The organism is Cellulophaga sp. 20_2_10, from assembly GCF_023476645.1.
GTDB lineage: Bacteria > Bacteroidota > Bacteroidia > Flavobacteriales > Flavobacteriaceae > Cellulophaga.
In genome coordinates, this window is record NZ_JAMCOJ010000003.1 from 494,393 (window position 1) to 518,470 (window position 24,078).

Annotated in this window: 21 protein-coding genes and 1 riboswitch; of the genes, 20 read left to right on the forward strand and 1 reads right to left on the reverse strand. The window is 33.9% G+C overall.

Going from position 1 to position 24,078, the window contains the following annotated elements; all coding sequences use genetic code 11:
• Positions 1 to 56: 56 nt before the first annotated feature.
• The 11 genes from M4I21_RS08460 to M4I21_RS08510 all read left to right on the forward strand — a co-directional run bounded on the left by M4I21_RS08460 (position 57) and on the right by M4I21_RS08510 (position 14,339).
• The gene (locus tag M4I21_RS08460) at positions 57 to 1,304 is read left to right on the forward strand and encodes a sulfate adenylyltransferase subunit 1 (RefSeq protein ID WP_249558674.1); all 1,248 of its coding nucleotides are present in this window, start codon (positions 57 to 59) and stop codon (positions 1,302 to 1,304) included.
• A 106-nt stretch (positions 1,305 to 1,410) separates the two neighbouring features.
• On the forward strand, positions 1,411 to 3,501 hold the full coding sequence (locus tag M4I21_RS08465) for a ferredoxin-like domain-containing protein (protein ID WP_249558675.1): 2,091 nt from the start codon (positions 1,411 to 1,413) through the stop codon (positions 3,499 to 3,501).
• A 4-nt stretch (positions 3,502 to 3,505) separates the two neighbouring features.
• Entirely contained in the window at positions 3,506 to 4,315 is an 810-nt protein-coding gene (gene cobA, locus M4I21_RS08470; RefSeq protein ID WP_249558676.1) for a uroporphyrinogen-III C-methyltransferase, read from the forward strand.
• Positions 4,316 to 4,379: 64 nt separating this feature from the next.
• The gene (locus M4I21_RS08475) at positions 4,380 to 4,964 is read left to right on the forward strand and encodes a precorrin-2 dehydrogenase/sirohydrochlorin ferrochelatase family protein (protein ID WP_249558677.1); all 585 of its coding nucleotides are present in this window, start codon (positions 4,380 to 4,382) and stop codon (positions 4,962 to 4,964) included.
• 38 nt (positions 4,965 to 5,002) lie between these two features.
• On the forward strand, positions 5,003 to 6,064 hold the full coding sequence (locus tag M4I21_RS08480; protein WP_249558678.1) for an NAD(P)/FAD-dependent oxidoreductase: 1,062 nt from the start codon (positions 5,003 to 5,005) through the stop codon (positions 6,062 to 6,064).
• Positions 6,065 to 6,191: 127 nt separating this feature from the next.
• Positions 6,192 to 6,308, forward strand: a riboswitch (SAM riboswitch).
• A gap of 199 nt (positions 6,309 to 6,507) precedes the next feature.
• The gene (locus tag M4I21_RS08485; RefSeq protein WP_249558679.1) at positions 6,508 to 7,512 is read left to right on the forward strand and encodes a homocysteine S-methyltransferase family protein; all 1,005 of its coding nucleotides are present in this window, start codon (positions 6,508 to 6,510) and stop codon (positions 7,510 to 7,512) included.
• Between the two features lies 1 nt (position 7,513).
• Complete coding sequence (gene metH / locus M4I21_RS08490; protein ID WP_249558680.1) at positions 7,514 to 10,204, forward strand: methionine synthase; 2,691 nt, start codon at positions 7,514 to 7,516, stop codon at positions 10,202 to 10,204.
• 111 nt (positions 10,205 to 10,315) lie between these two features.
• A complete protein-coding gene (metF, locus tag M4I21_RS08495; RefSeq protein ID WP_249558681.1) occupies positions 10,316 to 11,269 on the forward strand; it encodes a methylenetetrahydrofolate reductase [NAD(P)H] in 954 nt (317 codons plus the stop codon).
• Between the two features lie 62 nt (positions 11,270 to 11,331).
• Positions 11,332 to 12,420: an acyloxyacyl hydrolase gene (locus tag M4I21_RS08500; protein ID WP_249558682.1), complete on the forward strand. Its 1,089-nt coding sequence runs from the start codon at positions 11,332 to 11,334 to the stop codon at positions 12,418 to 12,420.
• 10 nt (positions 12,421 to 12,430) lie between these two features.
• Positions 12,431 to 13,231, forward strand: coding sequence for a head GIN domain-containing protein (locus tag M4I21_RS08505; protein ID WP_249558683.1), 801 nt, complete (start codon positions 12,431 to 12,433; stop codon positions 13,229 to 13,231).
• Between the two features lie 19 nt (positions 13,232 to 13,250).
• Positions 13,251 to 14,339 carry a serine hydrolase domain-containing protein gene (locus M4I21_RS08510; RefSeq protein WP_249558684.1) on the forward strand — a complete coding sequence of 363 codons (1,089 nt, stop codon included), beginning with the start codon at positions 13,251 to 13,253 and terminating at the stop codon, positions 14,337 to 14,339.
• Here the strand turns inward: M4I21_RS08510 and gldA are convergent.
• Entirely contained in the window at positions 14,329 to 15,219 is an 891-nt protein-coding gene (gene gldA, locus M4I21_RS08515) for a gliding motility-associated ABC transporter ATP-binding subunit GldA (RefSeq protein ID WP_249558685.1), read from the reverse strand. The two genes, M4I21_RS08510 and gldA, sit on opposite strands and share 11 nt — an antisense overlap.
• A gap of 415 nt (positions 15,220 to 15,634) precedes the next feature.
• Here gldA and M4I21_RS08520 point away from each other — a divergent pair, with 415 nt between their 5' ends.
• From M4I21_RS08520 to queA, 9 genes are all read left to right on the forward strand, one after another.
• Complete coding sequence (locus M4I21_RS08520; protein WP_249558686.1) at positions 15,635 to 16,462, forward strand: prephenate dehydratase; 828 nt, start codon at positions 15,635 to 15,637, stop codon at positions 16,460 to 16,462.
• Entirely contained in the window at positions 16,459 to 17,601 is a 1,143-nt protein-coding gene (locus M4I21_RS08525; protein ID WP_249558687.1) for a pyridoxal phosphate-dependent aminotransferase, read from the forward strand. The genes M4I21_RS08520 and M4I21_RS08525 overlap by 4 nt, the downstream gene beginning before the upstream one ends.
• Before the next feature lie 73 nt (positions 17,602 to 17,674).
• A complete protein-coding gene (locus M4I21_RS08530) occupies positions 17,675 to 18,535 on the forward strand; it encodes a prephenate dehydrogenase (RefSeq protein ID WP_249558688.1) in 861 nt (286 codons plus the stop codon).
• A gap of 5 nt (positions 18,536 to 18,540) precedes the next feature.
• Positions 18,541 to 19,623, forward strand: a complete 1,083-nt coding sequence (locus M4I21_RS08535; protein ID WP_249558689.1) for a bifunctional 3-deoxy-7-phosphoheptulonate synthase/chorismate mutase type II — start codon at positions 18,541 to 18,543, stop codon at positions 19,621 to 19,623.
• Positions 19,624 to 19,800: 177 nt separating this feature from the next.
• Positions 19,801 to 20,754 carry a ribosome small subunit-dependent GTPase A gene (gene rsgA / locus M4I21_RS08540; RefSeq protein ID WP_249558690.1) on the forward strand — a complete coding sequence of 318 codons (954 nt, stop codon included), beginning with the start codon at positions 19,801 to 19,803 and terminating at the stop codon, positions 20,752 to 20,754.
• A complete protein-coding gene (gene dtd, locus M4I21_RS08545; RefSeq protein WP_249558691.1) occupies positions 20,751 to 21,203 on the forward strand; it encodes a D-aminoacyl-tRNA deacylase in 453 nt (150 codons plus the stop codon). The genes rsgA and dtd overlap by 4 nt, the downstream gene beginning before the upstream one ends.
• The gene (locus M4I21_RS08550; RefSeq protein WP_072303348.1) at positions 21,203 to 21,529 is read left to right on the forward strand and encodes a nucleotide pyrophosphohydrolase; all 327 of its coding nucleotides are present in this window, start codon (positions 21,203 to 21,205) and stop codon (positions 21,527 to 21,529) included. The genes dtd and M4I21_RS08550 overlap by 1 nt, the downstream gene beginning before the upstream one ends.
• 33 nt (positions 21,530 to 21,562) lie before the next feature.
• A complete protein-coding gene (locus M4I21_RS08555) occupies positions 21,563 to 22,792 on the forward strand; it encodes a 3-phosphoshikimate 1-carboxyvinyltransferase (RefSeq protein ID WP_249558692.1) in 1,230 nt (409 codons plus the stop codon).
• Between the two features lie 200 nt (positions 22,793 to 22,992).
• Complete coding sequence (queA, locus tag M4I21_RS08560; RefSeq protein WP_249558693.1) at positions 22,993 to 24,042, forward strand: tRNA preQ1(34) S-adenosylmethionine ribosyltransferase-isomerase QueA; 1,050 nt, start codon at positions 22,993 to 22,995, stop codon at positions 24,040 to 24,042.
• Positions 24,043 to 24,078: the final 36 nt, after the last annotated feature.

Below are 24,078 nucleotides of genomic sequence, written 5' to 3' on the forward strand. Positions count from 1 at the left end.
AAAAGTAAGAGTAATAAAGTCTTTGTACTTGCTACTTTATACTTAATACAGATAAAATGAACGTACTAAAAATAGCAACAGCAGGTAGTGTAGATGATGGTAAAAGTACCTTAATTGGTAGGTTGCTTTACGATACAAAATCGCTTACTGAAGATAAATTGGAAGCCATTAAAAAGAGCAGTGAACAACGTGGGTACGATTACCTAGATTTTTCATTGGCTACAGATGGTTTGGTTGCAGAACGTGAGCAAGGTATTACTATAGATGTTGCTCATATTTATTTTTCAACACCAACAAAAAGTTACATTATTGCAGATACTCCTGGTCACGTAGAGTATACTAGAAATATGGTTACAGGAGCATCAACTTCTCAAGTGGCTATTATTTTAATTGATGCTAGAAAAGGTGTTATAGAACAAACATACCGCCACTTTTTTATCAATAATTTACTACGTGTAAAGAATATAATTGTAGCTGTTAATAAAATGGATTTAGTAGATTATTCTGAAGAGGTGTTTAACAATATAAAAAAAGATTTTGAAGCACTAAATGCCAAGAGTACTTACGGAGAACAAATAGTTAGTTATATTCCTGTTAGTGCCTTAAAAGGTGATAATATTGTAGACAAAACAGCTGCAATGTCTTGGTACAATGGCGATACAATTTTAGGTCATTTAGAGGAGTTGGAAGCACAAGATGTCTATGACGCTGGTAAGGTTCGTTTTCCTGTACAAACAGTAATTAGACCAAAAACAGATGAGTTTCACGATTTTAGAGGGTACGCTGGTAAAATTTCTGGTGGTAGCTTAAAAGTTGGTGATGCTGTAACTGTTTTACCTTCATTAACTCAATCTAAAATAAAAGAGATTTTCTTCTTTGATACCTCTTATGACGAGGCTCCTGCAGGTAGTTCTGTAAACATCACTTTAGAGGGTGATATTAATGTTACTAGAGGAGATATGTTGGTTAAAACAGGGGAACTTCCTAAAATTGAAAAGCAAGTTACTGCTACAATTTGTTGGATGGATAGTAAAAACCTAGTTCCAGGAACAAAGTATATTGTACAGCACAACACCAACCGTGTATTATCTAAAATAGAAAGTATCAACAGTGTTATTGCTACAGATTATACAGGAGAACAAGAAAATCATAACAAGTTGTCTTTAAATGAAATAGGAGAAGTAAGTATTAAACTTAGTAAACCTATTTATTTTGATAGTTATGCAGATAATAAATCGAACGGAGCTTTTATTTTAATTGATGCACAAACCAATACAACGGCTGGTGCAGGATTTATAAATTAAGTTGAGGAAATACTAAAAAGAATGCTTTTTTTAAGCATTCTTTTGCTTAAAATCCTATTACACCTATAGGATAATAGTAATTATAAAAAGCCATAATCACAAGCAAATGCAAAGTTTTAGAACAGAAATAGAAAACCCAGTAGTAGCTAAAGATATTATAGATTTAGAAGCTAAAATTAGACAGTTTAATGACGGTAAGTTAGACGAAGAAAAGTTTAGAAGTTTGCGTTTAGCTCGTGGTATCTATGGTCAGCGTCAGCCAGGCGTACAAATGATTCGTATAAAATTACCTTACGGAAAAGTAACGTCTACGCAGCTAAAACGTATTTGTGATGTTTCTGAAGAATATTCTACAGGGCGTTTGCATATTACTACACGTCAAGACATACAAATACATTATGTAGATATAGAGCGTACACCAGAATTATGGGCACAACTAGCAAAGGATGATATTACAATTAGAGAAGCTTGTGGTAACGCAGTACGTAATATAACTGCTAGTGAAACTGCAGGTATAGATGTAGATGAACCTTTTGATGTATCTCCCTATGCACACGCAATGTTTCAATACTTTTTAAGAAATCCTATTAGTCAGGAAATGGGAAGAAAATTTAAAGTTTCTTTTTCTTCTAGTGATGCTGATACTGGACTTTCTTATATGCATGATCTTGGTTTTATAGCTAAAATTGAAAATGGAGTTAGAGGTTTTAAAGTTCTTTTAGCAGGTGGTTTAGGTTCACAACCACGCCACGCAGAAGAGTTGTATACTTTTTTAGAGGCCGATAAAATTATTCCGTTAATGGATGGTGTTATTCGTGTTTTTGATAGATACGGAGAACGTAAAAGTAGAGCTAAAGCCAGAATGAAATTTTTACTTAAAGATTTAGGTTTAGACGGATTTAGAGCATTGTTAGAAGAAGAGCAAAATGCAATTCCGCAAGATTCTTTTCCTATAGATGTAGATGCATATCCAAAGGTAAAAGTTGCAGATGCTAAAGTACCAGAAGTAACTATTAAAAATACAACTGCTTTTGAGCAATGGAAAAGCACCAATATTGTTCCTCAAAAACAACAAGGTTATGTTGCTTTAGGGATAAAAGTAAAACTAGGCGATTTTTATATTGAAGAAGCACGACAATTAGCAGATTTAGTAGATGCATATGCAGCGGGAGAATTTCGTTTGTCATTGCGTCAAAACATATTAATACCATACGTAAAAGAGGAGTTGGTTCCTTTCTTTTATACAGAGTTAGAAAAATTAGGCTTTGTAGAGGCTGGTTACAACAAAGCATTAGATATTACTGCTTGTCCTGGTACAGATACGTGTAATTTAGGTATTGCAAGTAGTACTGGTATTGCAGCAGAATTAGAGCGCGTTATTACAGCAGAATACCCACAGTATATAAACAATAAAGATGTTGTAATAAAAATTAGTGGATGTATGAATGCCTGTGGTCAGCACAATATGGCAAACATAGGTTTTCAAGGAATGTCTGTGCGTACAAAAGATAAATTAGTAGCACCTGCTTTACAGGTATTGTTAGGTGGCGGCAACTTAGGAGATGGTAATGGTGTTTTTGCAGATAAAGTTGTAAAAGTGCCAAGTAAAAGAGGTCCAGAGGCGTTGCGTTTAATCTTAAATGATTTTGATGCCAATGCAAACGGACAATCGTTTACAGCATACTACAAAGAAAAAGGAGAGCATTACTTTTATGATTTTCTAAAGCATTTAACGGATGTAGATAATTTAACTCAGGAAGATTTTATTGATTGGGGAAATACAGAACGTTATGAAAAAGCTATTGGTGTAGGGGAGTGTGCAGGTGTGGTTATAGATTTAATTGCGACTTTATTGTTCGAGAGTGAAGAAAAAATAGAAAACGCAGCAACAGCATTAGAAGATAAAAAATGGTCAGCTAGTATTTTTCATTCGTATTCTGCAATGGTAAACTCAGCTAAAGCATTGCTTACAGCACATAATACAAAAACCAATACACATATAAGTATTATTAAAGATTTTGATACTCATTTTATAAGCAACGGCTTACTAGAATTACAAACTTCTTTTGAGGATTTAGCGTTGCAAATAAAAAGCAACAAACCAACACAAGAGTTTGCAGCAGCGTACCTAAAAGATTCTAAAGTGTTTTTAGAGGTGGTACAAAAATTTAGAGAAAAAGAATTAGCAGAAGCTTAATATTATGGCAAACAAACAAAACACAAAAGGGTTACTAACAGTTGTTGGTGCAGGTCCAGGAGACCCAGAGCTTATTACGCTAAAAGCTATAAAAGCATTGCAAAATGCAGATGTTGTTTTGTTTGATGCTTTGGTGAATAAAGAGTTGCTAGAGTATGCTACAAATGCAGAGCAAATTTTTGTAGGTAAAAGAAAAGGATGTTATGCGTACCAACAAGAGCAAATTAACGAGCTTATTGTTAGCAGAGCAAAAAGTCACGGTAATGTTGTGCGTTTAAAGGGTGGCGACCCATTTATTTTTGGGCGTGGATCAGAAGAAATGGAATATGCTGCTAGTCACGGTGTAGCAGTAGCTATGGTTCCAGGTATATCGTCTTCAATAGCAGTACCAGCTTTTCAAAATATACCAGTTACAAAAAGGGGAGCTTCAGAGAGTTTTTGGGTAATTACAGGTACAACTAAAAACCATAAATTATCTACAGATGTGCACTTGGCGGCAAAGTCTAGTGCAACAGTAGTAATTTTAATGGGTATGGGTAAATTATCAGAAATAGTAGAATTATTTCAGCAACAAGGTAAAGCAGAAACACCGGTAGCTATTATACAAAACGGAACAACAGCTAATGAAAAAGTTGGCGTTGGTACTATATCAACCATAGAAAAAGTAGTGCAAGAAAATCTATTGTCTAATCCTGCAATTATTGTAATTGGGGAAGTGGTTAGACATAGAGCACAATTGCAAAAAGTACAACAACAACAACAACAACAACAACAACAACAACAAGTAAAAACAAAAGAAGTAGCAGTAAATTAAGTGTTGTAGCTAATTGGTTATTTTTGAAGAAGTAAACAAAACAGCAACACTAAAAAATAAAGTAATGGAACGTAACAATTTATATCCAGTTTTTTTAAAAACGTCTCAACTGCACGTTCTAATAGTAGGTGGTGGTAATGTGGCAGAAGAAAAACTACGTTTTTTAACAAAGTCTAGTCCAGATGCTGTGGTAACAATGGTATCTCCTTGGTATGCAGAAAAAACACTAGAACTGGCGAATAAATTTAATGTTACAACTATTACAGATGTCTACAATGTTGGTTATTTAGAAGCAAAGCATATGGTAGTTGCAACTACAGATAATGTAGAGGTTAATGTGCAAGTATATAAAGATTGTAGGGCACAATTTAAATTGGTAAACGTAGCAGATAATCCTCCGTATTGCGATTTTTATATGGGCGGCATTGTAACCAAAGGCAATGTAAAAATTGGAATATCCACCAATGGTAAGTCGCCAACAACAGCAAAACGATTGCGTCAGTTTTTTGAAGACGTAATACCAGAAGATATAAGTAAAATGGTTCAGAATTTAAACGACTACAGAAAAACCATAAAAGGTGATTTTGAAGAAAAAGTAGATAAGATGAATCAGATTACTAGTTCCCTAGTAGATAAAAAAGATAAGTAAAGCATAAAGGAGTAAACGCTCCATATTAAACATAAATTATGATTAAGACAGATATATTAATTATAGGTGCAGGACCAACAGGATTGTTTACAGTTTTTGAAGCAGGTTTATTAAAACTTAAATGTCATTTAATAGATGCATTACCGCAACCAGGCGGACAATGTTCAGAGCTTTATCCCAAAAAACCAATTTATGATATCCCTGGTTTTCCAGAAGTTTTAGCTGGCGATTTGGTTTCTAATTTAATGGAACAAATAAAATCTTTTGAACCTGGTTTTACACTAGCAGAAAGAGCAGATACTTTAGATAAATTAGAAGATGGTACGTTTGTGGTAACCACTAATAAAGGCACAAAACACAACGCTCCAGTTGTTGTAATAGCAGGTGGCTTGGGCTCTTTTGAACCAAGAAAACCACAAATAGAAAATATCCTTAATTTTGAAGATAAGGGTGTTGTTTATATGATTAAAGATCCAGAAGTTTATCGCGATAAAAAAGTGCTTATCGCTGGTGGTGGAGACTCCGCTTTAGATTGGGCAATCTTTTTAGCAGACGTGGCATCAGAAGTATCTTTAGTACACAGAAGAAATGAGTTTAGAGGTGCATTAGATTCAGTAGAAAAAGCAGCTGAGTTAGCAAAATCTGGTAAAATAAAACTGTTTACAGAAGCACAAGTTACTAAGTTATATGGAGACGATAACCTAGAAGCAGTTGTTGTAAAATATAACGACGAAGAAAAGGGAGAAAGCTACGTAGAAGTAGATAATTTTATTCCGTTATTTGGACTATCACCTAAACTAGGACCAATAGGAGATTGGGGACTAGAGATAGAAAAAAATGCCATAAAAGTAGATAACTCTTATGACTATCAAACAAATATTCCAGGTGTATACGCAATTGGCGATGTAAACACTTATAAGGGTAAATTAAAATTAATTTTATCTGGTTTCCATGAAGCTGCTGTAATGTGTCAAAGCGCATATCAAATTATAAATCCAGGTAAAAGATATGTAATGAAATACACAACGGTAGGTGGAGTAGAAGGTTTTGATGGTTCTAAAAAAGAAGCAAAAAAGGAAGTAATTCAAAGTATTTCGTAAAAATAGTACAATTTTAAGCCTATATGTGTAAAAAACACGTGTAGGCTTAAAAATTATCCGCAATATTTGGTTATAAAAAAGTTGTGCTGTTACTTTACAGCTCAATTAGTTCATTAATAGACTGAAAACGTTATCAAGAAAGGTGGAGGGATTAGACCCTATGAAACCTTAGCAACCCTTTATTCTTATTTAAAGAAGGTGCTACATTCTACTACGTTGTTACACACAACACGGCAGATAACTCACAAATTAGAAAGACATTCACGGTCTTATCTCATTTACCTTACTTGATATTTTATGTATAGCGTTCCATTTGTTTGCAAACACAAATGGCCAGGCTTTCTGCTGTATTTTTTGGTTTTAGCAAACAGGTTTTACAAACCGTTGCAACCAAAAAGATGCCGCTTCAATCCTTAACGCACAACAAAATATTATACGGTACAATGAAAAAGATACAAGACATATTAAAAGAAAGAATTTTAGTGCTAGATGGTGCCATGGGTACAATGTTACAGCGTTACAAATTCACAGAAGAAGACTTTAGAGGCGAGCGTTTTGCAGATTGGGAACACCCATTGCAAGGTAATAACGATTTACTTTCTCTAACGCAACCAGAAGCTATTGCAGAAGTACATCGTAAATATTTTGCCGCTGGTGCAGATATTGTAGAAACCAACACATTCTCTGGTACAACCATAGCAATGGCAGACTATTTTATGGAAGACTTAGTGTACGAGCTAAATTACGAGTCGGCACGTATTGCAAAACAAGTAGCAGATGAGTTTACAGCAAAAGAACCACACAAACCAAGGTTTGTAGCGGGTAGTATTGGACCTACCAATAAAACGGCAAGTATGTCTCCAGATGTAAACGACCCAGGTTTTAGAGGCGTTACTTTTGATGAACTTAGAATAGCCTACAAATTACAAGTAGAAGCTTTACTAGATGGTGGCTCAGATATTTTATTAGTAGAAACTATTTTTGATACGCTGAATGCAAAAGCAGCACTTTTTGCAATAGAAGAGGTAAAAGAAGAACGCAATATAGATGTTCCTATAATGGTAAGTGGTACAATTACAGATGCCTCTGGTAGAACGTTATCTGGCCAAACGGCAGAAGCTTTTCTAATATCTATAAGTCATATTTCTATTTTAAGTGTTGGTTTTAACTGTGCTTTAGGAGCAAACCAATTGGTACCACATTTAGAGGTCTTGGCGGCAAAAACAGGTTTTGGAGTATCTGCACATCCTAATGCGGGTTTGCCAAATGCTTTTGGCGAGTATGATGAGACTGCGGAGCAAATGGCCGCACAAATAAAAGAATATGTAGAAAAGAGTTTGGTAAATATTGTGGGCGGTTGTTGTGGTACTACACCAGAACATATTAGTGCTATTGCCAACTTGGTAAAAGATTACAAACCCAGAAGTATTTCTGCAGAAACGGTATAGTATGAAAAATGAAAAACGGAAATACCTAAAACTATCCGGACTAGAACCTTTAATTGTTACGGAAAACACCAACTTTATAAATGTAGGTGAACGTACTAATGTTGCCGGTTCTAAAAAGTTTTTAAGATTAATAAAAGAGGAAAAGTTTGACGAGGCTCTAGAAGTTGCGCGCCACCAAGTAGAAGGTGGTGCCCAAATTATAGATATTAATATGGATGACGGACTTATAGATGGCAAAGAGGCTATGGTTAAGTTCCTAAATCTAGTTATTGCAGAACCAGATATTTCTAGGGTTCCTATAATGATAGACAGTTCTAAATGGGAAATTATAGAAGCTGGTTTGCAAGTGGTACAAGGCAAGTGTGTGGTAAATTCTATTAGTCTTAAAGAGGGTGAAGCAGAATTTATGCACCACGCAAAACTTATAAAACGTTATGGTGCAGCCGTAATTGTAATGGCTTTTGATGAGGTTGGACAAGCAGATAATTATGAACGTAGAATAGAAATTGCAAAACGATCTTATGATGTTTTAGTAGAGAAAGTAAACTTTGCCCCAGAGGATATTATTTTTGATCTTAATATTTTTCCTGTTGCTACCGGTATGGACGAGCACAAGCGCAACGCCATAGATTTTATAGAAGCTACGGCTTGGGTAAAAGAGAACTTGCCGCATTGTAGCGTAAGTGGTGGTGTTAGTAATGTATCTTTTTCTTTTAGAGGTAATAATCCTGTACGTGAGGCTATGCACTCGGTTTTTTTATACCACGCCATACAAGCTGGTATGAATATGGGAATTGTAAATCCTACGATGTTAGAGGTTTACGATGATATTCCAAAAGATTTATTAGAGCGTGTAGAGGATGTAATGTTAGACCGTAGGGATGATGCTACAGAACGTTTGCTAGATTTTGCAGAGACAGTAGTTGGTAAAGCAAAAGAGAGCACGGTAGATTTATCTTGGAGAGAAGAACCTATACAAAGTAGAATAACTAGAGCCTTAGTAAAAGGTATAGATCAATATATTGTTGAAGATATAGAGGCGGCAAGGCAAAGTGTAGACAAACCAATTGAAGTTATAGAAGGTCATTTAATGACAGGGATGAACGTTGTTGGTGACTTGTTTGGTAGCGGAAAAATGTTTTTACCGCAGGTTGTAAAGTCGGCACGAGTAATGAAAAAAGCGGTTGCTTATTTACTGCCTTATATAGAAGAAGAGAAACTTAAAAATCCGCAAGAAGGAGATTCTAAAAACGCAGGTAAAATTTTAATGGCTACTGTAAAAGGAGATGTACATGATATTGGTAAAAATATTGTGGGCGTGGTCTTGGCGTGTAACAATTATGAGATTGTGGACTTAGGTGTAATGGTGCCTCCAGAAAAAATTATACAAGCTGCAAAAGAACATAATGTAGATGTTATTGGTTTAAGCGGATTAATAACACCGTCTTTAGATGAAATGGTTTTTTTAGCCAAAGAAATGGAACGCCAAAACTTTAGCGTACCCTTGCTTATTGGGGGCGCAACCACAAGTAAAGCCCATACGGCTGTAAAAATAGATCCGCAATATAAAAATGCTGTGGTGTATGTAAACGATGCATCTAGAGCAGTAACTGTTGTTGGAGATTTACTAAAGAAAGAAACAGGAAAAAAATATAAAGAAACTATAAAACTAGATTACGAAGAATTTAGAATACAGTTTTTAAAACGTACAAAACACAAAGAGTATTTGTCTATTGCTGCAGCACGTAAAAACAAGTATAAAATAGATTGGAAAACGTCTGAGATTGTAAAGCCAAATAAACTTGGAATACAAGTTATACAAGAGTACGATTTAAACAAGCTTAGAGAATTTATAGATTGGACTCCTTTTTTTAGAAGTTGGGAGTTACACGGCAAGTATCCGGATATTTTAACAGATGAAATTGTAGGCACGCAAGCCACAGATTTATTTGCTGAAGCTAAAGAAATGCTAACTAAGCTTATTGATGAGAAACTACTAACTGCAAAAGCTGTCTTTGGTTTGTTTAAAGCAAATACAGTTAATGATGATGACATTGAGCTAGAAACTCCAAATGGGAAACACACATTTAGAACCTTGCGTCAGCAGTTAAAAAAGTATGCAGGAAAACCAAATTTTGCATTGTCAGATTTTGTTGCGCCAATAGAAACAGGTGTAGAAGATTATATGGGCTGTTTTTGTGTAAGTACAGGTTTTGGTGCAGAGGAAATTGCGGAGCAATACCGTAAAGATTTAGATGATTATAATTCTATTATGGTAAAAGCTTTAGCAGATAGATTGGCAGAGGCTTTTGCAGAATGCTTGCATAAAGAGATTAGAACTGCACATTGGGGCTATGCTAGTAATGAGGCTTTAGATAATGAAGCCCTAATAAAAGAAGAGTACAAAGGTATTAGACCAGCACCAGGATATCCTGCGTGTCCAGATCATTTAGAGAAACCTACTATTTGGGATATTTTAAAAGTGAAGGAGACTATTGATGTAGAGCTTACAGATAGCTTGGCTATGTGGCCAGCGGCATCGGTGTCTGGCTATTATTTTGCAAATCCAGAGGCACGTTATTTTGGAGTTGGAAAAATAAAAGAAGATCAAGTAGCAGATTTTGCAGCTCGTAAAAATATAGAATTGGAAGTTGCTTTAAAATGGCTTGCGCCAAATATAGCAGATGATTAATGTTATGTTGTTGCGTTAGGGATTAAGGTATTGTTGAAGCTCTTTTATGGTTTTTATCCATAAAAAGCGACTACCGAAAGCCCGACCGTAGGAACGCCAAAAAATATAAAAATGAAAGTAACCGACCATATTAAAAACGCAAACGGAAAGACCTTATTTTCTTTTGAAATTATACCGCCTGTAAAGGGTAGAAATATTCAGGAATTGTACGGAAATATAGATCCGCTAATGGAATTTAAACCTCCGTTTATAGATGTTACTACGTCTAGAGAAGAGTATATTTATATAGACCGCGATGGGTTGTTAGATAAAAAACTAACGCGTATGAGGCCTGGTACAGTTGGTATTTGCGCGTCTATAAAACACAAATATGATGTAGATACGGTACCACATGTTTTATGTGGTGGTTTTACAAGGGAAGAAACCGAATATTTGTTGGTAGATTGTCATTATTTGGGTATAGATAATGTTATGGCATTACGTGGTGATGCTATGCGAGAACAGCAATATTTTGAGGCTACAAAAGGCGGACACCAATATGCTGTGAGTTTGGTAGACCAAATACAGAAACTTAATTGTGGATCTTATTTACATGAGGTTATTGAGACAGATAATTGTGCTGACTTTTGTATTGGTGTTGCTGGCTACCCAGAAAAACACATAGAGGCACCATCTTTATTAACAGACTTAAAACGCCTAAAGCAAAAGGTAGATGCTGGTGCAGATTATGTAGTTACACAAATGTTTTTTGATAATAATAAGTATTTTGAGTTTGTAAAGGCTGCTAAAGATTTTGGAATTAATGTGCCAATTATACCCGGAATTAAACCAATTGCTGTTAAAAAACACTTACAGTTACTACCACAAGTTTTTAAAATTGATGTGCCACAAGATTTAGTAGATGCTGTTGAAGATTGTAAGGATAACAAAGCGGTGCGCCAAGTTGGTATAGATTGGGCAGTGCAACAATCCAAGGAGTTAAAAGCGGCAGGTGTGCCTGTGTTGCATTATTACTCTATGGGTAAGTCTGATAATATTAAGGCTATTGCAAAGGAACTTTTTTAAATTTTGTAAGTATTAGCCTATAAAGATTTGCTATGGGTGTAAAATTGCTATTTTTGCACGCGATGAATATAAGAATCTTTTTTATTGCCCTATTTTCTGTGGGATGTTTTGCCCAACAGAAAAGTAAAATAGTCGTAGATGCTAGTCAGTTTTACGGCTCTATTGCATTACATAATAATAGTATTGCACACTTAATATCTGCGCACCCAGCTGGTTTTATTTTAAGTTACAATAAAAAAACTTTTGGTGATGAGGCTTGGGAGCAGTTGTACAATTATCCGGATTTAGGGTACTCGTTTATATACCAAGATATGAATAATAGCACCTTGGGTAAAAACTATGGTGCTTACGCGCATTATAACTTCTATTTTTTTAAGAGAAATGTACAGTTTAGAGTAGGGCAAGGTATTGCTTATACGACCAACCCGTATGATAAAGTAACTAACTTTAGAAATAATGCATATGGGTCTGATATTTTAAGTAGCACCTATGCAATGGTTAATTACCATAAAGAGAATATTTATAAAGGTTTGGGTTTTAAAGCCGGACTAACATTAATTCATTATTCTAACGCAAACTTTAAAGCGCCAAATACCTCTACAAATACCATTGCGTTAAATGCAGGTTTAACATACGATTTGGATGGTGGTGAAAAATTGCTATACAAGACTATTACAGATACTACAAATTACAACCAACCCATACATTTAAATGTTGCCTTTAGAGGTGGTATTAATGAGAGTGATGTTATTGGATTAGGTCAATCTCCTTTTTATGTTTTATCTGCTTATGCCGATAAAAGAATTGGTAGAAAAAGTGGATTTCAGTTAGGAGCAGATGTTTTCTTTTCTAAATTTTTAAAGGAATTAATTACATACAATTCTATTGCTTTTCCAGAGAAGAATGTAGATGCTAATGACGATTACAAACGTGTTGGTGTTTTTGTTGGTCACGAATTGTACATTAATCAAATGTCTGTTGTAGCGCAGTTAGGGTACTATGTGTATTATCCGTTTGATTTTGAAGGAAGAATGTACAACAGAATGGGACTGAAACGTTACTTTGGCGATAAAATGTTTGCTGCTGTTACCTTAAAATCTCACGCAGCAAAAGCAGAAGCAGTAGAATTTGGAGTTGGAATCCGTTTTTAAAAATATGAAGATGATTACAAGAAAACAGATTAAAAATATAGGATTACAAATTACGGGTAAATCTATTTTGCTATACACTTTAACACTTGTTTTAATGTATGGTTGTAATAGCGAAAATGCATCTGATTGTTTCCAAAATGCGGGTGATACTATAAAAGAAGAAATTGTAGTAGAACCTTTTACAACAATTATTGTCTTTGAAAACTCTGCCTTGGTACTAAAGGAAGGGCCAGTGCAAAAAGTTGAGGTAGAAACAGGAGAATATTTACGTAGTGATATAGATGCTAAAGTTGTGGATGGTAGGTTAGAGCTTACCAATACAAACGGATGTAATTTTACCAGAGGTTATGGTTTAACTACTTTTTATGTGACGGCACCAAACATAACATCTATACGTAGTAGTACCGGTTTTGGTATTAGTAGCGATGGAGCATTGTCTTACCCAAATTTAGCCTTACTGTCTGAAGATTTTGGTGATCCAGAAGCAGATTTTACAACTGGGTCTTTTGATTTAGAATTATCTGGCACAAAAGTTTCTTTAGTTTCTAACGGAGCTGCTTATTTTAAATTAAAAGGAACAGCAGAAAGTTTAAATGTAGTTTTTGCAGCAGGAGACTCTAGACTTGACGCAGAAAATTTAATTGCTAAAACTGTAACTGTAAGCCACCGAAGCTCTAATGATATGCTGGTACACCCGCAAGAAAGTATATCTGGTACAATTAGAGGTGTTGGTGATGTTATTAGTTTTAACAAACCGGCAGTAGTAGATGTAGAAGAGCTTTATAAAGGAAAGCTTATCTTTAAGGAGTAATAATTAAAGTTGCTTTACATTGAGTTTTAAAAGATTCTTATCTTATTTTTCTAATAGAATTAGTGGTTCTAAACCAAAAGAAACTACTAATAACATTAGCTATAGTAAGGTTGATGACTTATTGCAATCTTTAGTTAATACAGCGAAAGTTCCAGGTATTGCTATTACGGTAACAAAGCACGATAAAACTACTTTTAAAAAGGGATATGGTTTTTCTAATCTAGAAACGAAAACGCCAATAAACCCTGATGCATCTATTTTTAGAATTGCTAGTGTGTCTAAACCTATTGCAGCAACAGCTTTGGCTTTAATGGTAGAAGATGGTTTACTACAATTAGATGAATCTTTTTATACCTATGTTCCTTATTATCCTAAAAAACAGTACGACTTTACAATTAGGCAACTGGCTTGTCATACCGCAGGGATACGTGGATACAGGGGTAAAGAATATGGTTTAAATACACCATATACTATAAAAGATAGTATTGCCATTTTTAAGGACGATGATTTACTTTTTAAACCAGGAACAAGCTACCATTACAATAGTTATGATTGGGTTTTACTGTCTTTAGCAATGCAAGAAGTAAGTGGCATTCCGTTTGAAGCGTATGTGCAAAAAAGAGTGTTAGACCCTTTGCAAATGCAAAATACTCAAGCGGACGTAAAGGGAAAAGTAATTTCAAATATTACAGAGTTTTATTCTCAAAAAAGACAAGGCTTTAGAAAAGCAATGGAGGTTAATAACTATTACAAACTTGCTGGAGGCGGATTTTTATCTACGACAGCAGATATAGTAAAGCTAGGTAATGCTTATTTAAAAGGTAATTTATTAGAACAAAATACACAACAAGTGCTTTTAACTGCTCAAGAAGTAAAAGGTGAGTCTACCTACTATGGTTTAGGTTGGCAAGTAAGCACAGATAAAAAAGGCAATGCGTATTACGGCCATATTGGTAATGGCGTAGGGGGCTACTCAAACTTTTTTGTGTATCCTAAGCAAGGTTTGGTAATTAGTATATTAACCAATTGTACCAATCCTAATATACAAGATGTGTTGGATGAGGTTATACTAGAGTTTGTGGAAAAAACAAAAGTGTCTATCCAGTAATTTCTGTAAATAAACTTTCTAAATTTTTATTTTTTCTGCTTAACTGAAGTGTTTTTAACTGATTATCGTGTGCAAAGTCAAACACAGCAGGGCGCATATCTATATCAGTATTAAACGTAATTTCATAAACAAAACCAGCAGTGTTTTTAACAGCAACCACATTTGGTAATCTGTTTAGCAATTGCTCTTCAACTCTATAATCGAATTCTACTTCTATAATTTGTTCTGTTGAATCTCTAAGTTCGTTTAATTTTTTATCAGCAACAACTACACCTTTATTAATAATTACCACACGATCACAAACCGCTTCTACCTCTTTCATAATATGTGTAGATAGTAAAATGGTTTTTTCTTTACCAATTTCTTTAATTAGTTTACGTATTTCTAATAATTGATTAGGATCTAAACCGGTTGTAGGTTCATCCAAAATTAAAACTTCTGGGTTGTGCAATAAGGCTGCAGCTAAACCAACACGTTGTCTATATCCTTTAGATAGTTGTTCTATTTTTTTGTGAGCTTCAGGTGTTAAGCCAGTTTGTACTATAACTTCTTCAATTCTTGCTTTAGATACTTTATACACGTTTGCATTAAAAGCTAAGTATTCTTTTACATACATATCTAAGTACAAAGGATTATGCTCTGGTAGGTACCCAATGCTTTTTTGTACATTAATCCTATCTGTAACACTAAACTCGTTTACGGAAGCGTCTCCGCTATCTGCTAAAATATAAGTAGTCAGTATTTTCATAAGTGTAGACTTACCAGCTCCGTTTGGACCTAAAAAGCCAACAATTTCGCCCTTGTTTATGGAGAAAGAAACGTTATCTAATGCTTTTTGACTTCCAAAAGTTTTACTGATGTTTTGTACGGAAATAGACATACCTATATTTTTTTATCAAAAATAACGTAAATAAGTGAATTTTGTTTTTAAAAGGAATAGGAATTATATTCCTTTTTTAGGGTTTAAATTTAATTATCATTAACATAATTTTAAGAGTTTTAAAAATTGATATCTTAATTTTATGTTAAAAAAATAACAGTAGTATTAAATAATGTTAGATGATTGAAAAAAAATAATAATAAAATTTGTTTTTTAAATTTAATAATTACCTTAGCCATATAATACAAGAATAATGAATACAAGATATTTCTGGAACGGTTTTTATTTTTACTTCTTTTTTAAGAGAGGTGCGGGACTGTTGTAGTATATTTTAAATATAGATATAAATTAAAGTCCCGTGTATAACGGGACTTTTTTTATGCAAAAAACTGACGTTTAAGTAGATAAAAAAGTGATGGCTTTAAAAATTGCAATACAAGGAATAAAGGGTTCTAATCACCACCAAGTAGCTAATGAGTTTTTTGGTGAGGACGTAGAGTTGGTAGAATGTCTTTCTTTTGATGAGTTAATTCACCAGTTAATGACGGGTTATGCAGACAAAGCTGTTATGGCTATAGAAAACTCTATTGCGGGTTCTATAATTCCTAATTACGCCTTGGTTTACAATAATGATTTGCACATTATTGGTGAGCACTATCTTAATATACATCATCATTTAATGGCTTTAAAAGGTCAGAAAATTGAAGATATAAAAGAAGTACACTCGCATCCAATGGCATTATTACAGTGTAAAGAATTTTTAAAAGCTTATCCGCATATAAAGTTGGTTGAGTCTGTAGATACGGCAGAAACGGCACAACGTATAGAAAAGGATAGTTTAACAGGTATTGCGGCTATTGCGCCAAAAGTAGCTTCAGAATTATACAATTTAGAAGTTGTAGCATCAGAAATACAAACGATATCTAATAATGCAACACGTTTTATCATTCTTAAAAAGGAAAATAAAGAATTGCCAGAAGAAGAAATTAATAAGGCATCTCTACGTTTTGTGTTAGATCATAAAAGAGGCAGTTTAGCAGCAATTTTAAATGTAATGAGTGATTGTAACCTAAACTTAACAAAAATACAATCACTACCAGTAATAGAACAACCTTGGAAGTATTCGTTCTTTGTAGATGTTACTTTTTTAAAATATAAAGACTATAAAAAGGCCAAGGCATTATTGGAGATAATGGCAGAGGAATTTAAAATTTTAGGTGAATACAAAAATGCAAGAGGATGAAAACTGCAGATAGACTAGAGCAAATACAAGAATACTATTTTTCTAAAAAACTTAGAGAAGTACGTGGTTTAATGGCAGAGGGTAAACCTATAATAAATATGGGAATTGGTAGTCCAGATTTAGCACCTTCAAAAGTTGTTGTGGATGCCATAAAAAATGCCGTGGATGATGCAGGAGCTCATCAGTACCAGAGTTACCAAGGATTGCCAGAATTACGAGAAAGTATGGTGGCTTTTTATACAGCTAACTTTAATGTTACTGTAGATCCAGCAAATGAGATTTTGCCATTAATGGGGTCTAAAGAAGGTATTTTGCATATTAGTATGGCTTTTTTAAATGTAGGTGATGCGGCATTAATTCCAAATCCAGGATACCCTACATATACATCTGTAACTAATTTGGTGGGTGCAGAACCATTGTATTATGATTTGCTAGCAGAGAACAATTGGTTTCCAGATTTAGAAGCTCTAGAAAAACAAGATTTATCTAAAGTAAAAATAATGTGGGTGTGTTACCCGCATATGCCAACCGGTGCTGTAGCTACAAAACAACAATTACAGAAACTAGTTGCATTTGCTTTAAAAAACAATATTCTATTGGTAAATGACAATCCGTATAGTTTTGTTTTAAACAATGCGCCAACAAGTATTTTAAGTATAGAAAATGCAAAAGATTGTGCTTTAGAATTGAACTCGCTTAGTAAGACGTTTAATATGGCTGGCTGGCGTGTAGGTATGGTTTTAGGTGGTGCAGAACATTTAAATGCGGTGTTAAAAGTAAAAAGTAATATGGATTCTGGTATGTTTTATGGCATACAAAAAGGAGCAATAGCAGCTTTAAAAAGTAGTAAAGATTGGTTCTCAGATTTAAATAAAGTGTATGCTAGTCGTAGAGATTTAATTTTTCAATTAGCAGACAAATTAAATTGTACTTATGATAAAAACGCAGTAGGTATGTTTGTTTGGGCAAAGTTGCCTGCAGCTAGTGTTTCATCAGAAGAGTTTATAGATGAAGTATTATATAGTAAAGATGTTTTTATAACACCAGGAACAATTTTTGGCAGTAATGGAGAAGGCTATATACGCTTTTCACTATGTGTTACTCAAGAAAAAATAAAAGAAGCAATAAGTAGATTTTAAAAAATAAGTTAAAAGTGAGTTTGGTTAAAGTTTGTTTTACGACCAATAGCTTTTTTATCATATAAAATAAGTAATGAACGTATTTGTAATTGGCATAGGATTAATAGGTGGCTCAATGGCTAAGGATATTAAAAGAATAAATGCTGATGCTAAAATTTATGGTGTAGATATTAATGATGCACACATAGAAGAAGCATTGTCTTTAGGCGTAATAGACCAAAAGGCAAGTTATCAAGATTTGGAGTTGGCAGATGTTGTAATTGTGAGTATCCCTGTAGATGTTATGGTGGTAGAGTTGCCAAAAATATTAGATGCGGTTGCAGATACAGCTATAGTGTTAGATGCGGGTTCTACAAAGGGTTTAATTTGTAAACAAGTAGAAAATCACCCTAAAAGAAGAAATTTTATAGCGTGTCATCCAATCGCAGGAACAGAATTTTCTGGTCCGTCTGCAGCTGTAGAAAACTTGTTTAAGGGAAAAACAAATATTATCTGCGAAGTAGAAAAAACAGCTTTTAAATTACAAGAAAAAGCGTTAGATATTTTTCAGAAAATGGGAATGCGCATTAGGTATATGAATGCAGATGCACACGATAAACACATAGCATATGTGTCGCATTTATCTCACATTAGTTCTTTTATGTTAGGAAAGACAGTTATTGAGAAAGAAAAGAATGAACGTGATATATTTGATATGGCGGGGAGTGGGTTTGAGAGTACTGTACGTCTGGCAAAAAGTTCGCCAGCAATGTGGACGCCAATTTTTAAACAGAATAAAACAAATGTTCTAGAAACATTAGAAGAATATATCCAGAATCTAGAAGCCTTTAAACAGATGATTTTAGAGGATAATTATCAAGGTATTTATGATGAGATGGATAGTGCAAATAAAATAAAAGAAATATTAAACGGAATACCCCAGAATAAAAATTAAGTAAGATGGAAAATTCAAAAAAAATGAGAACTTGGTTGGATGATATGAAGCTAGATCATCCGCTAGTAATAGCAGGGCCTTGTAGTGCAGAAACAGAAGAGCAAGTATTAAAAATTGCACACCAATTAAAAGATACAGATGTAAATTATTACAGAGCTGGTATCTGGAAACCACGTACTAGACCAGGAAATTTTGAAGGTGTAGGTGCATTGGGTTTAAAATGGTTAAAGAAAGTTAAAGAAGAAACAGGACTTAAAACAGCTACCGAGGTTGCAAACAGAGCACACGTAGAATTGGCATTAGAGAATGATGTAGATTTATTGTGGATTGGTGCAAGAACTACTGTTAGTCCATTTATTATGCAAGAAATTGCAGATGCTTTAGAAGGTACAGATAAAATTGTATTGGTTAAAAATCCAATTAATCCAGATTTGTCTCTGTGGTTAGGAGGTATAGAGCGTTTGTATACGGCTAATATTAAAAATTTAGGAGCAATACACAGGGGTTTTTCTACATACGAAAAAACAAAATACAGAAACATTCCAGAATGGCAAATAGCGATTGAGTTTCAAAATAGATTTCCGGATTTACCATTAATTAGTGATCCTTCTCACATTACAGGGAACAGAGATATGATTTTTGATGTATCGCAAACGGCATTAGATCTTAATTTTGACGGATTAATGATAGAAACTCATTTTGACCCAGATAATGCTTGGAGTGATGCTGCACAACAGGTTACACCAGATAAATTAGTGCAAATTATGCGTGATTTAAAAATAAGAAAAGAATCTGATCCAGAAGCAGAGTATAATAAAGACCTAAGTAATTTACGTGCACAGATAGATGTTATAGATGCACAGTTAATTGAAACTTTAGGAAAAAGAATGAAGGTTTCTGACGGAATTGGGGCTCTTAAAAAAGAAAAGAACGTTGCTGTATTGCAGTCTACAAGATGGAACGAGATTTTAGGGGCTATGATTTTAGAAGGTGAGTCTAAAGGTTTAAGTGAAGAATTTGTTTTAAAAATGTTTAAAGCAATACACCAAGAATCTATTAACCATCAAGAAAAAATTATTAAAGGATAGTTTTTAGGTATTGAAAATCCCGATGCTTATTAAAAGCAACGGGATTTTTTTATAGAAGTTTACATTTTGGTAAAAATCCTTTTTAAGGAAACAAGTATGTTATCTTTTAAAAAAAAGGCTGTAGTATAGCGCATATATTGTTTCTTTGTAAAAAGAAAGAATACAAAATAAGAATAAATGATAGGAACTGTCTATAAATCTACTGGAAGTTGGTACACTGTTAAAGCAGACGATGGCGTATTTTACGACTGTAGAATAAAGGGTAAGTTTCGTTTAAAAGGAATAAAAAGTACCAACCCAATTGCGGTAGGGGACAGAGTTTCTTTTGATCTAGAAAAAAGTGGAGACGAGACCAATGCTACTATTACAGAAATTAAATACCGTAAAAATTACATTGTACGTAAATCTGTAAATTTATCTAAACAGACCCATATTATTGCGGCAAATTTAGACCAGGTATTTTTGATGGTAACTCTAAATAATCCGCAAACATTTACCAGTTTTATAGATCGTTTTTTAGTTACTGCAGAAGCGTATAGAATACCAGCTGTTTTGTTGTTTAATAAAATAGATTCGTATGGTGAGGAAGAGCTTTTAGATGTTAAATACTTAGCCGCATTGTACCGTAGTATTGGGTATACTTGTGTTGGTATATCTGCTAAAACAGGTAAAAATGTAGATAAGGTAAAAGAAATGATGACAGGGAAAATTAGTATGTTCTCTGGTCATTCTGGCGTCGGAAAATCTACTTTGGTAAATACTATAGATAATAATCTAGATATAAAAACTAAAGAGATATCGGAACAACACATGCAAGGGCAGCACACTACAACCTTTGCAGAAATGTACGATCTAGATTTTGATGCGCAAATTATAGACACACCAGGTATACGAGGTTTTGGTATTGTGGATATGGAAAAGGTAGAAATAGGAAACTATTTTCCTGAATTCTTTGCCCTAAAAAGTAAATGTAAGTTTAATAATTGCTTGCATATAGATGAACCAAAATGTGCTGTAAAAGATGCTTTAGAGGAAGATAAAATTGCTTGGAGCAGGTACAAGAGTTATGTGCAAATGGTAAATGGTGAGGAAGAAAACTACAGGCAAGATATTTACGGAGACAAAAAATGAGAGCAGTAATACAAAGGGTAACAAGAGCTAGTGTTACCGTAGAAGACAAAGTTATTTCTAAAATAAATTTGGGTCTTTTAATTTTACTAGGTATAGAGGCAGAAGATACCCAAGAAGATATTGAGTGGTTGTCTCGTAAAATAGCAAATCTTAGAATTTTTAATGACGAGGCTGGTGTTATGAACAAGTCTCTAATAGATGTGAATGGAGACGCTATAGTTGTAAGTCAGTTTACACTGCACGCTGCAATTAAAAAAGGCAATAGACCATCTTACATAAAGGCAGCAAGGCCTGAGGTTGCTATACCTTTATATGAGCAATTTATACTACAAGTAGAGTCTGATATAAATAAAAAAGTAGGTACAGGTATTTTTGGCGCAGATATGAAAGTAGACTTACTTAATGATGGTCCTGTTACTATTTTGATAGACACAAAAAATAAGGAATAATGAACATACAAAACGCACAGCAGGAAGTAGATAATTGGATAAAAGAACACGGAGTTCGCTATTTTAATGAGCTTACTAATATGGCACAACTTACAGAAGAAGTAGGTGAGGTTGCACGTATAATTGCGCGTCGTTATGGAGAACAAAGTGAAAAAGAATCTGATAAGAATAAAGATTTAGGAGAAGAATTAGCAGATGTTATGTTCGTTGTTTTATGCCTAGCTAATCAAACTGGTATAGATTTGCAAGATGCTTTTGACAAAAAGTTAGATCTTAAGACGAAAAGAGATCACGACCGTCATCATAACAATCAAAAATTAAAATAAGTCCCATATTATAATCATCTAAAGTATTTTACCTTGAAATTACATCTTTCCGCACCGGCATCTAGTACACTTAAGTCAGCTTTAAAAATTACAGGTAGTAAAAGCGAGTCAAATCGTTTGTTATTGCTACAGGCATTATATCCAAGTATCAAAATAGAAAACCTTTCTAATTCTGATGATGCTATTGTAATGCAAAAAGGTATAAAAGTGTCTAAAGGAGAAGTAGATATTCATCATGCAGGTACAGCAATGCGTTTTTTAACTACGTATTTTTCGTCTCAAGCAGGCAAAGAAGTAGTGCTTACAGGTTCTAAGCGTATGACGGAAAGACCAATTGGTGTTTTAGTAGATGCTTTAAAATCTTTAGGGGCAGATATTACATATTTAGAAAATGAAGGATATCCTCCTTTGCATATAAAAGGAAAAAAAATAGAAAAGAAGAAAGTAAGCTTGCCGGCAGATATTAGTAGTCAATATATATCTTCTTTGTTGTTAACAGCTCCAAGTTTAGATAATGGTTTAGAGCTAGAGCTAGTCGGTAAAATTACGTCTGTGCCTTATATAAAAATGACACTTTCTTTATTAACACAAATAGGAGTAGAAAATTCTTTTGTGGGCAATACTATAAAAGTAAATTCTAAAAAAGAAATCTCTAAGTCTACTTTAGTTGTGGAGTCAGATTGGAGCTCAGCATCGTACTATTACAGTATTGTAGCGTTATGTGCTATTGGTACAGAGATTACTTTATCAGCATATAAAAAAGACAGTTTACAAGGAGATAGTGTTTTAGCAGAAATTTATAAAGATTTTGGAGTAGAGACAACATTTTTAAAGAATAAAATTGTACTTAAAAAAGTAAGTGAAGCTGTAGAGGTTATCATTAAAAAAGATTTAAGTAATGCGCCAGACATAGCACAAACCATAGCAGTAACAACTTTTGGCTTAGGTTTGGGTTGCCATTTAACAGGTTTACACACGCTAAAAATTAAAGAGACAGATAGGTTAGAGGCGCTAAAAATAGAACTTACAAAGTTAGGTGCAGTCATTGCGGTTACAAACAATAGTTTAACTATAAAAGCATCTACTAGTATACGTAAAGATATTGCTATAGATACGTATAACGACCATAGAATGGGAATGGCTTTTGCGCCATTGGCATTAAGAACCAGTATTATTATAAACGATGCTGGAGTGGTGTCTAAATCGTATCCAGATTTCTGGACAGATTTAAAACAGCTTCAATTTGCCATAAAAGATGCCTAATAACTGATATTATGTTATTTAATTGCTCTTTTACTTGACAACGCCTATGCGAGGATAGTATATTTGCAATCGCATAAATGAAAATTAAAATTGTATGTATAAGTTGTTTAGATTTCAAATTGATTTCTAAATACTTAAAAAGTATAAAGATTGGTTTTCAAAAGGTTATGTATAACCGTTAACAAAATAAAAAATACTAAATGAAACTATCGAGCTTTAATTTTGAACTTCCAGACAATTTGTTAGCAGAATACCCATCTGAGCATAGGGACGAAGCTAAATTGATGGTAATACATAGAGAAACCGGAAAAATTGAACACAAGATGTTCAAAGACCTTATTAATTATTTTGATGAAGGTGATGTAATGGTTTTAAACAATACAAAAGTTTTTCCTGCTCGTTTATACGGTAATAAAGAAAAAACTGGAGCAAGAATAGAAGTATTTTTGTTGCGTGAGTTAAACGCAGAACAACGCTTATGGGATGTTTTAGTAGATCCAGCTCGTAAAATAAGAATTGGTAATAAGTTGTATTTTGGTGATGATGAAACACTAGTTGCAGAGGTTATAGATAACACTACATCTAGAGGTAGAACATTGCGTTTTTTATATGATGGATCTTACACAGACTTTAGACAAAAATTAAAAGACTTAGGAGAAACACCACTTCCTAAATACATTAAAAGAGATGTAGAAGAGTCTGATGAAGATAGATACCAAACAATATACGCTAAGCACGAAGGTGCAGTAGCTGCACCAACAGCAGGGTTGCACTTTTCTAAACACTTATTAAAAAGATTAGAAATAAAGGGAATAGACTTTGCAGAGTTAACATTGCATGTTGGTTTGGGTACTTTTAACCCAGTAGAGGTAGAAGATTTGTCTAAACACAAAATGGACAGCGAAGAACTAATTATAGATGAAAAAGCTACAGAGATAGTGAATTCTGCTTTAGAAAGAAAACGTAGAATATGTGCTGTAGGTACAACAGCTATGCGTGGTTTAGAAAGTGCAGTTTCTTCTAACGGACGTTTAAATACGCATGAAGGGTGGACAAACAAGTTTATATTTCCTCCATACGATTTTAGTATTGCTAATTCTATGGTTACAAACTTTCACCTACCAAAATCTACTTTGTTGATGATGGTATCTGCTTTTATTGGTCATGATCTTATGAAAAAAGCATACAAAGAGGCTATATTAGAAAGCTATAAATTTTACTCTTACGGAGATGCAATGTTAATTATATAATTGGCATTTTATTAAATACTATATAAATCCCGTCAG

Coding starts and splice junctions, on each gene's coding strand:
- M4I21_RS08460 (WP_249558674.1), top strand. CDS start 57: ATGAACGTACTAAAAATAGCAACAGCAGGTAGTGTAGATGATGGTAAA.
- M4I21_RS08465 (WP_249558675.1), top strand. CDS start 1,411: ATGCAAAGTTTTAGAACAGAAATAGAAAACCCAGTAGTAGCTAAAGAT.
- cobA (WP_249558676.1), top strand. CDS start 3,506: ATGGCAAACAAACAAAACACAAAAGGGTTACTAACAGTTGTTGGTGCA.
- M4I21_RS08475 (WP_249558677.1), top strand. CDS start 4,380: ATGGAACGTAACAATTTATATCCAGTTTTTTTAAAAACGTCTCAACTG.
- M4I21_RS08480 (WP_249558678.1), top strand. CDS start 5,003: ATGATTAAGACAGATATATTAATTATAGGTGCAGGACCAACAGGATTG.
- M4I21_RS08485 (WP_249558679.1), top strand. CDS start 6,508: ATGAAAAAGATACAAGACATATTAAAAGAAAGAATTTTAGTGCTAGAT.
- metH (WP_249558680.1), top strand. CDS start 7,514: ATGAAAAATGAAAAACGGAAATACCTAAAACTATCCGGACTAGAACCT.
- metF (WP_249558681.1), top strand. CDS start 10,316: ATGAAAGTAACCGACCATATTAAAAACGCAAACGGAAAGACCTTATTT.
- M4I21_RS08500 (WP_249558682.1), top strand. CDS start 11,332: ATGAATATAAGAATCTTTTTTATTGCCCTATTTTCTGTGGGATGTTTT.
- M4I21_RS08505 (WP_249558683.1), top strand. CDS start 12,431: ATGATTACAAGAAAACAGATTAAAAATATAGGATTACAAATTACGGGT.
- gldA (WP_249558685.1), bottom strand. CDS start 15,219: ATGTCTATTTCCGTACAAAACATCAGTAAAACTTTTGGAAGTCAAAAA.
- M4I21_RS08520 (WP_249558686.1), top strand. CDS start 15,635: ATGGCTTTAAAAATTGCAATACAAGGAATAAAGGGTTCTAATCACCAC.
- M4I21_RS08525 (WP_249558687.1), top strand. CDS start 16,459: ATGAAAACTGCAGATAGACTAGAGCAAATACAAGAATACTATTTTTCT.
- M4I21_RS08530 (WP_249558688.1), top strand. CDS start 17,675: ATGAACGTATTTGTAATTGGCATAGGATTAATAGGTGGCTCAATGGCT.
- M4I21_RS08535 (WP_249558689.1), top strand. CDS start 18,541: ATGGAAAATTCAAAAAAAATGAGAACTTGGTTGGATGATATGAAGCTA.
- rsgA (WP_249558690.1), top strand. CDS start 19,801: ATGATAGGAACTGTCTATAAATCTACTGGAAGTTGGTACACTGTTAAA.
- dtd (WP_249558691.1), top strand. CDS start 20,751: ATGAGAGCAGTAATACAAAGGGTAACAAGAGCTAGTGTTACCGTAGAA.
- M4I21_RS08550 (WP_072303348.1), top strand. CDS start 21,203: ATGAACATACAAAACGCACAGCAGGAAGTAGATAATTGGATAAAAGAA.
- queA (WP_249558693.1), top strand. CDS start 22,993: ATGAAACTATCGAGCTTTAATTTTGAACTTCCAGACAATTTGTTAGCA.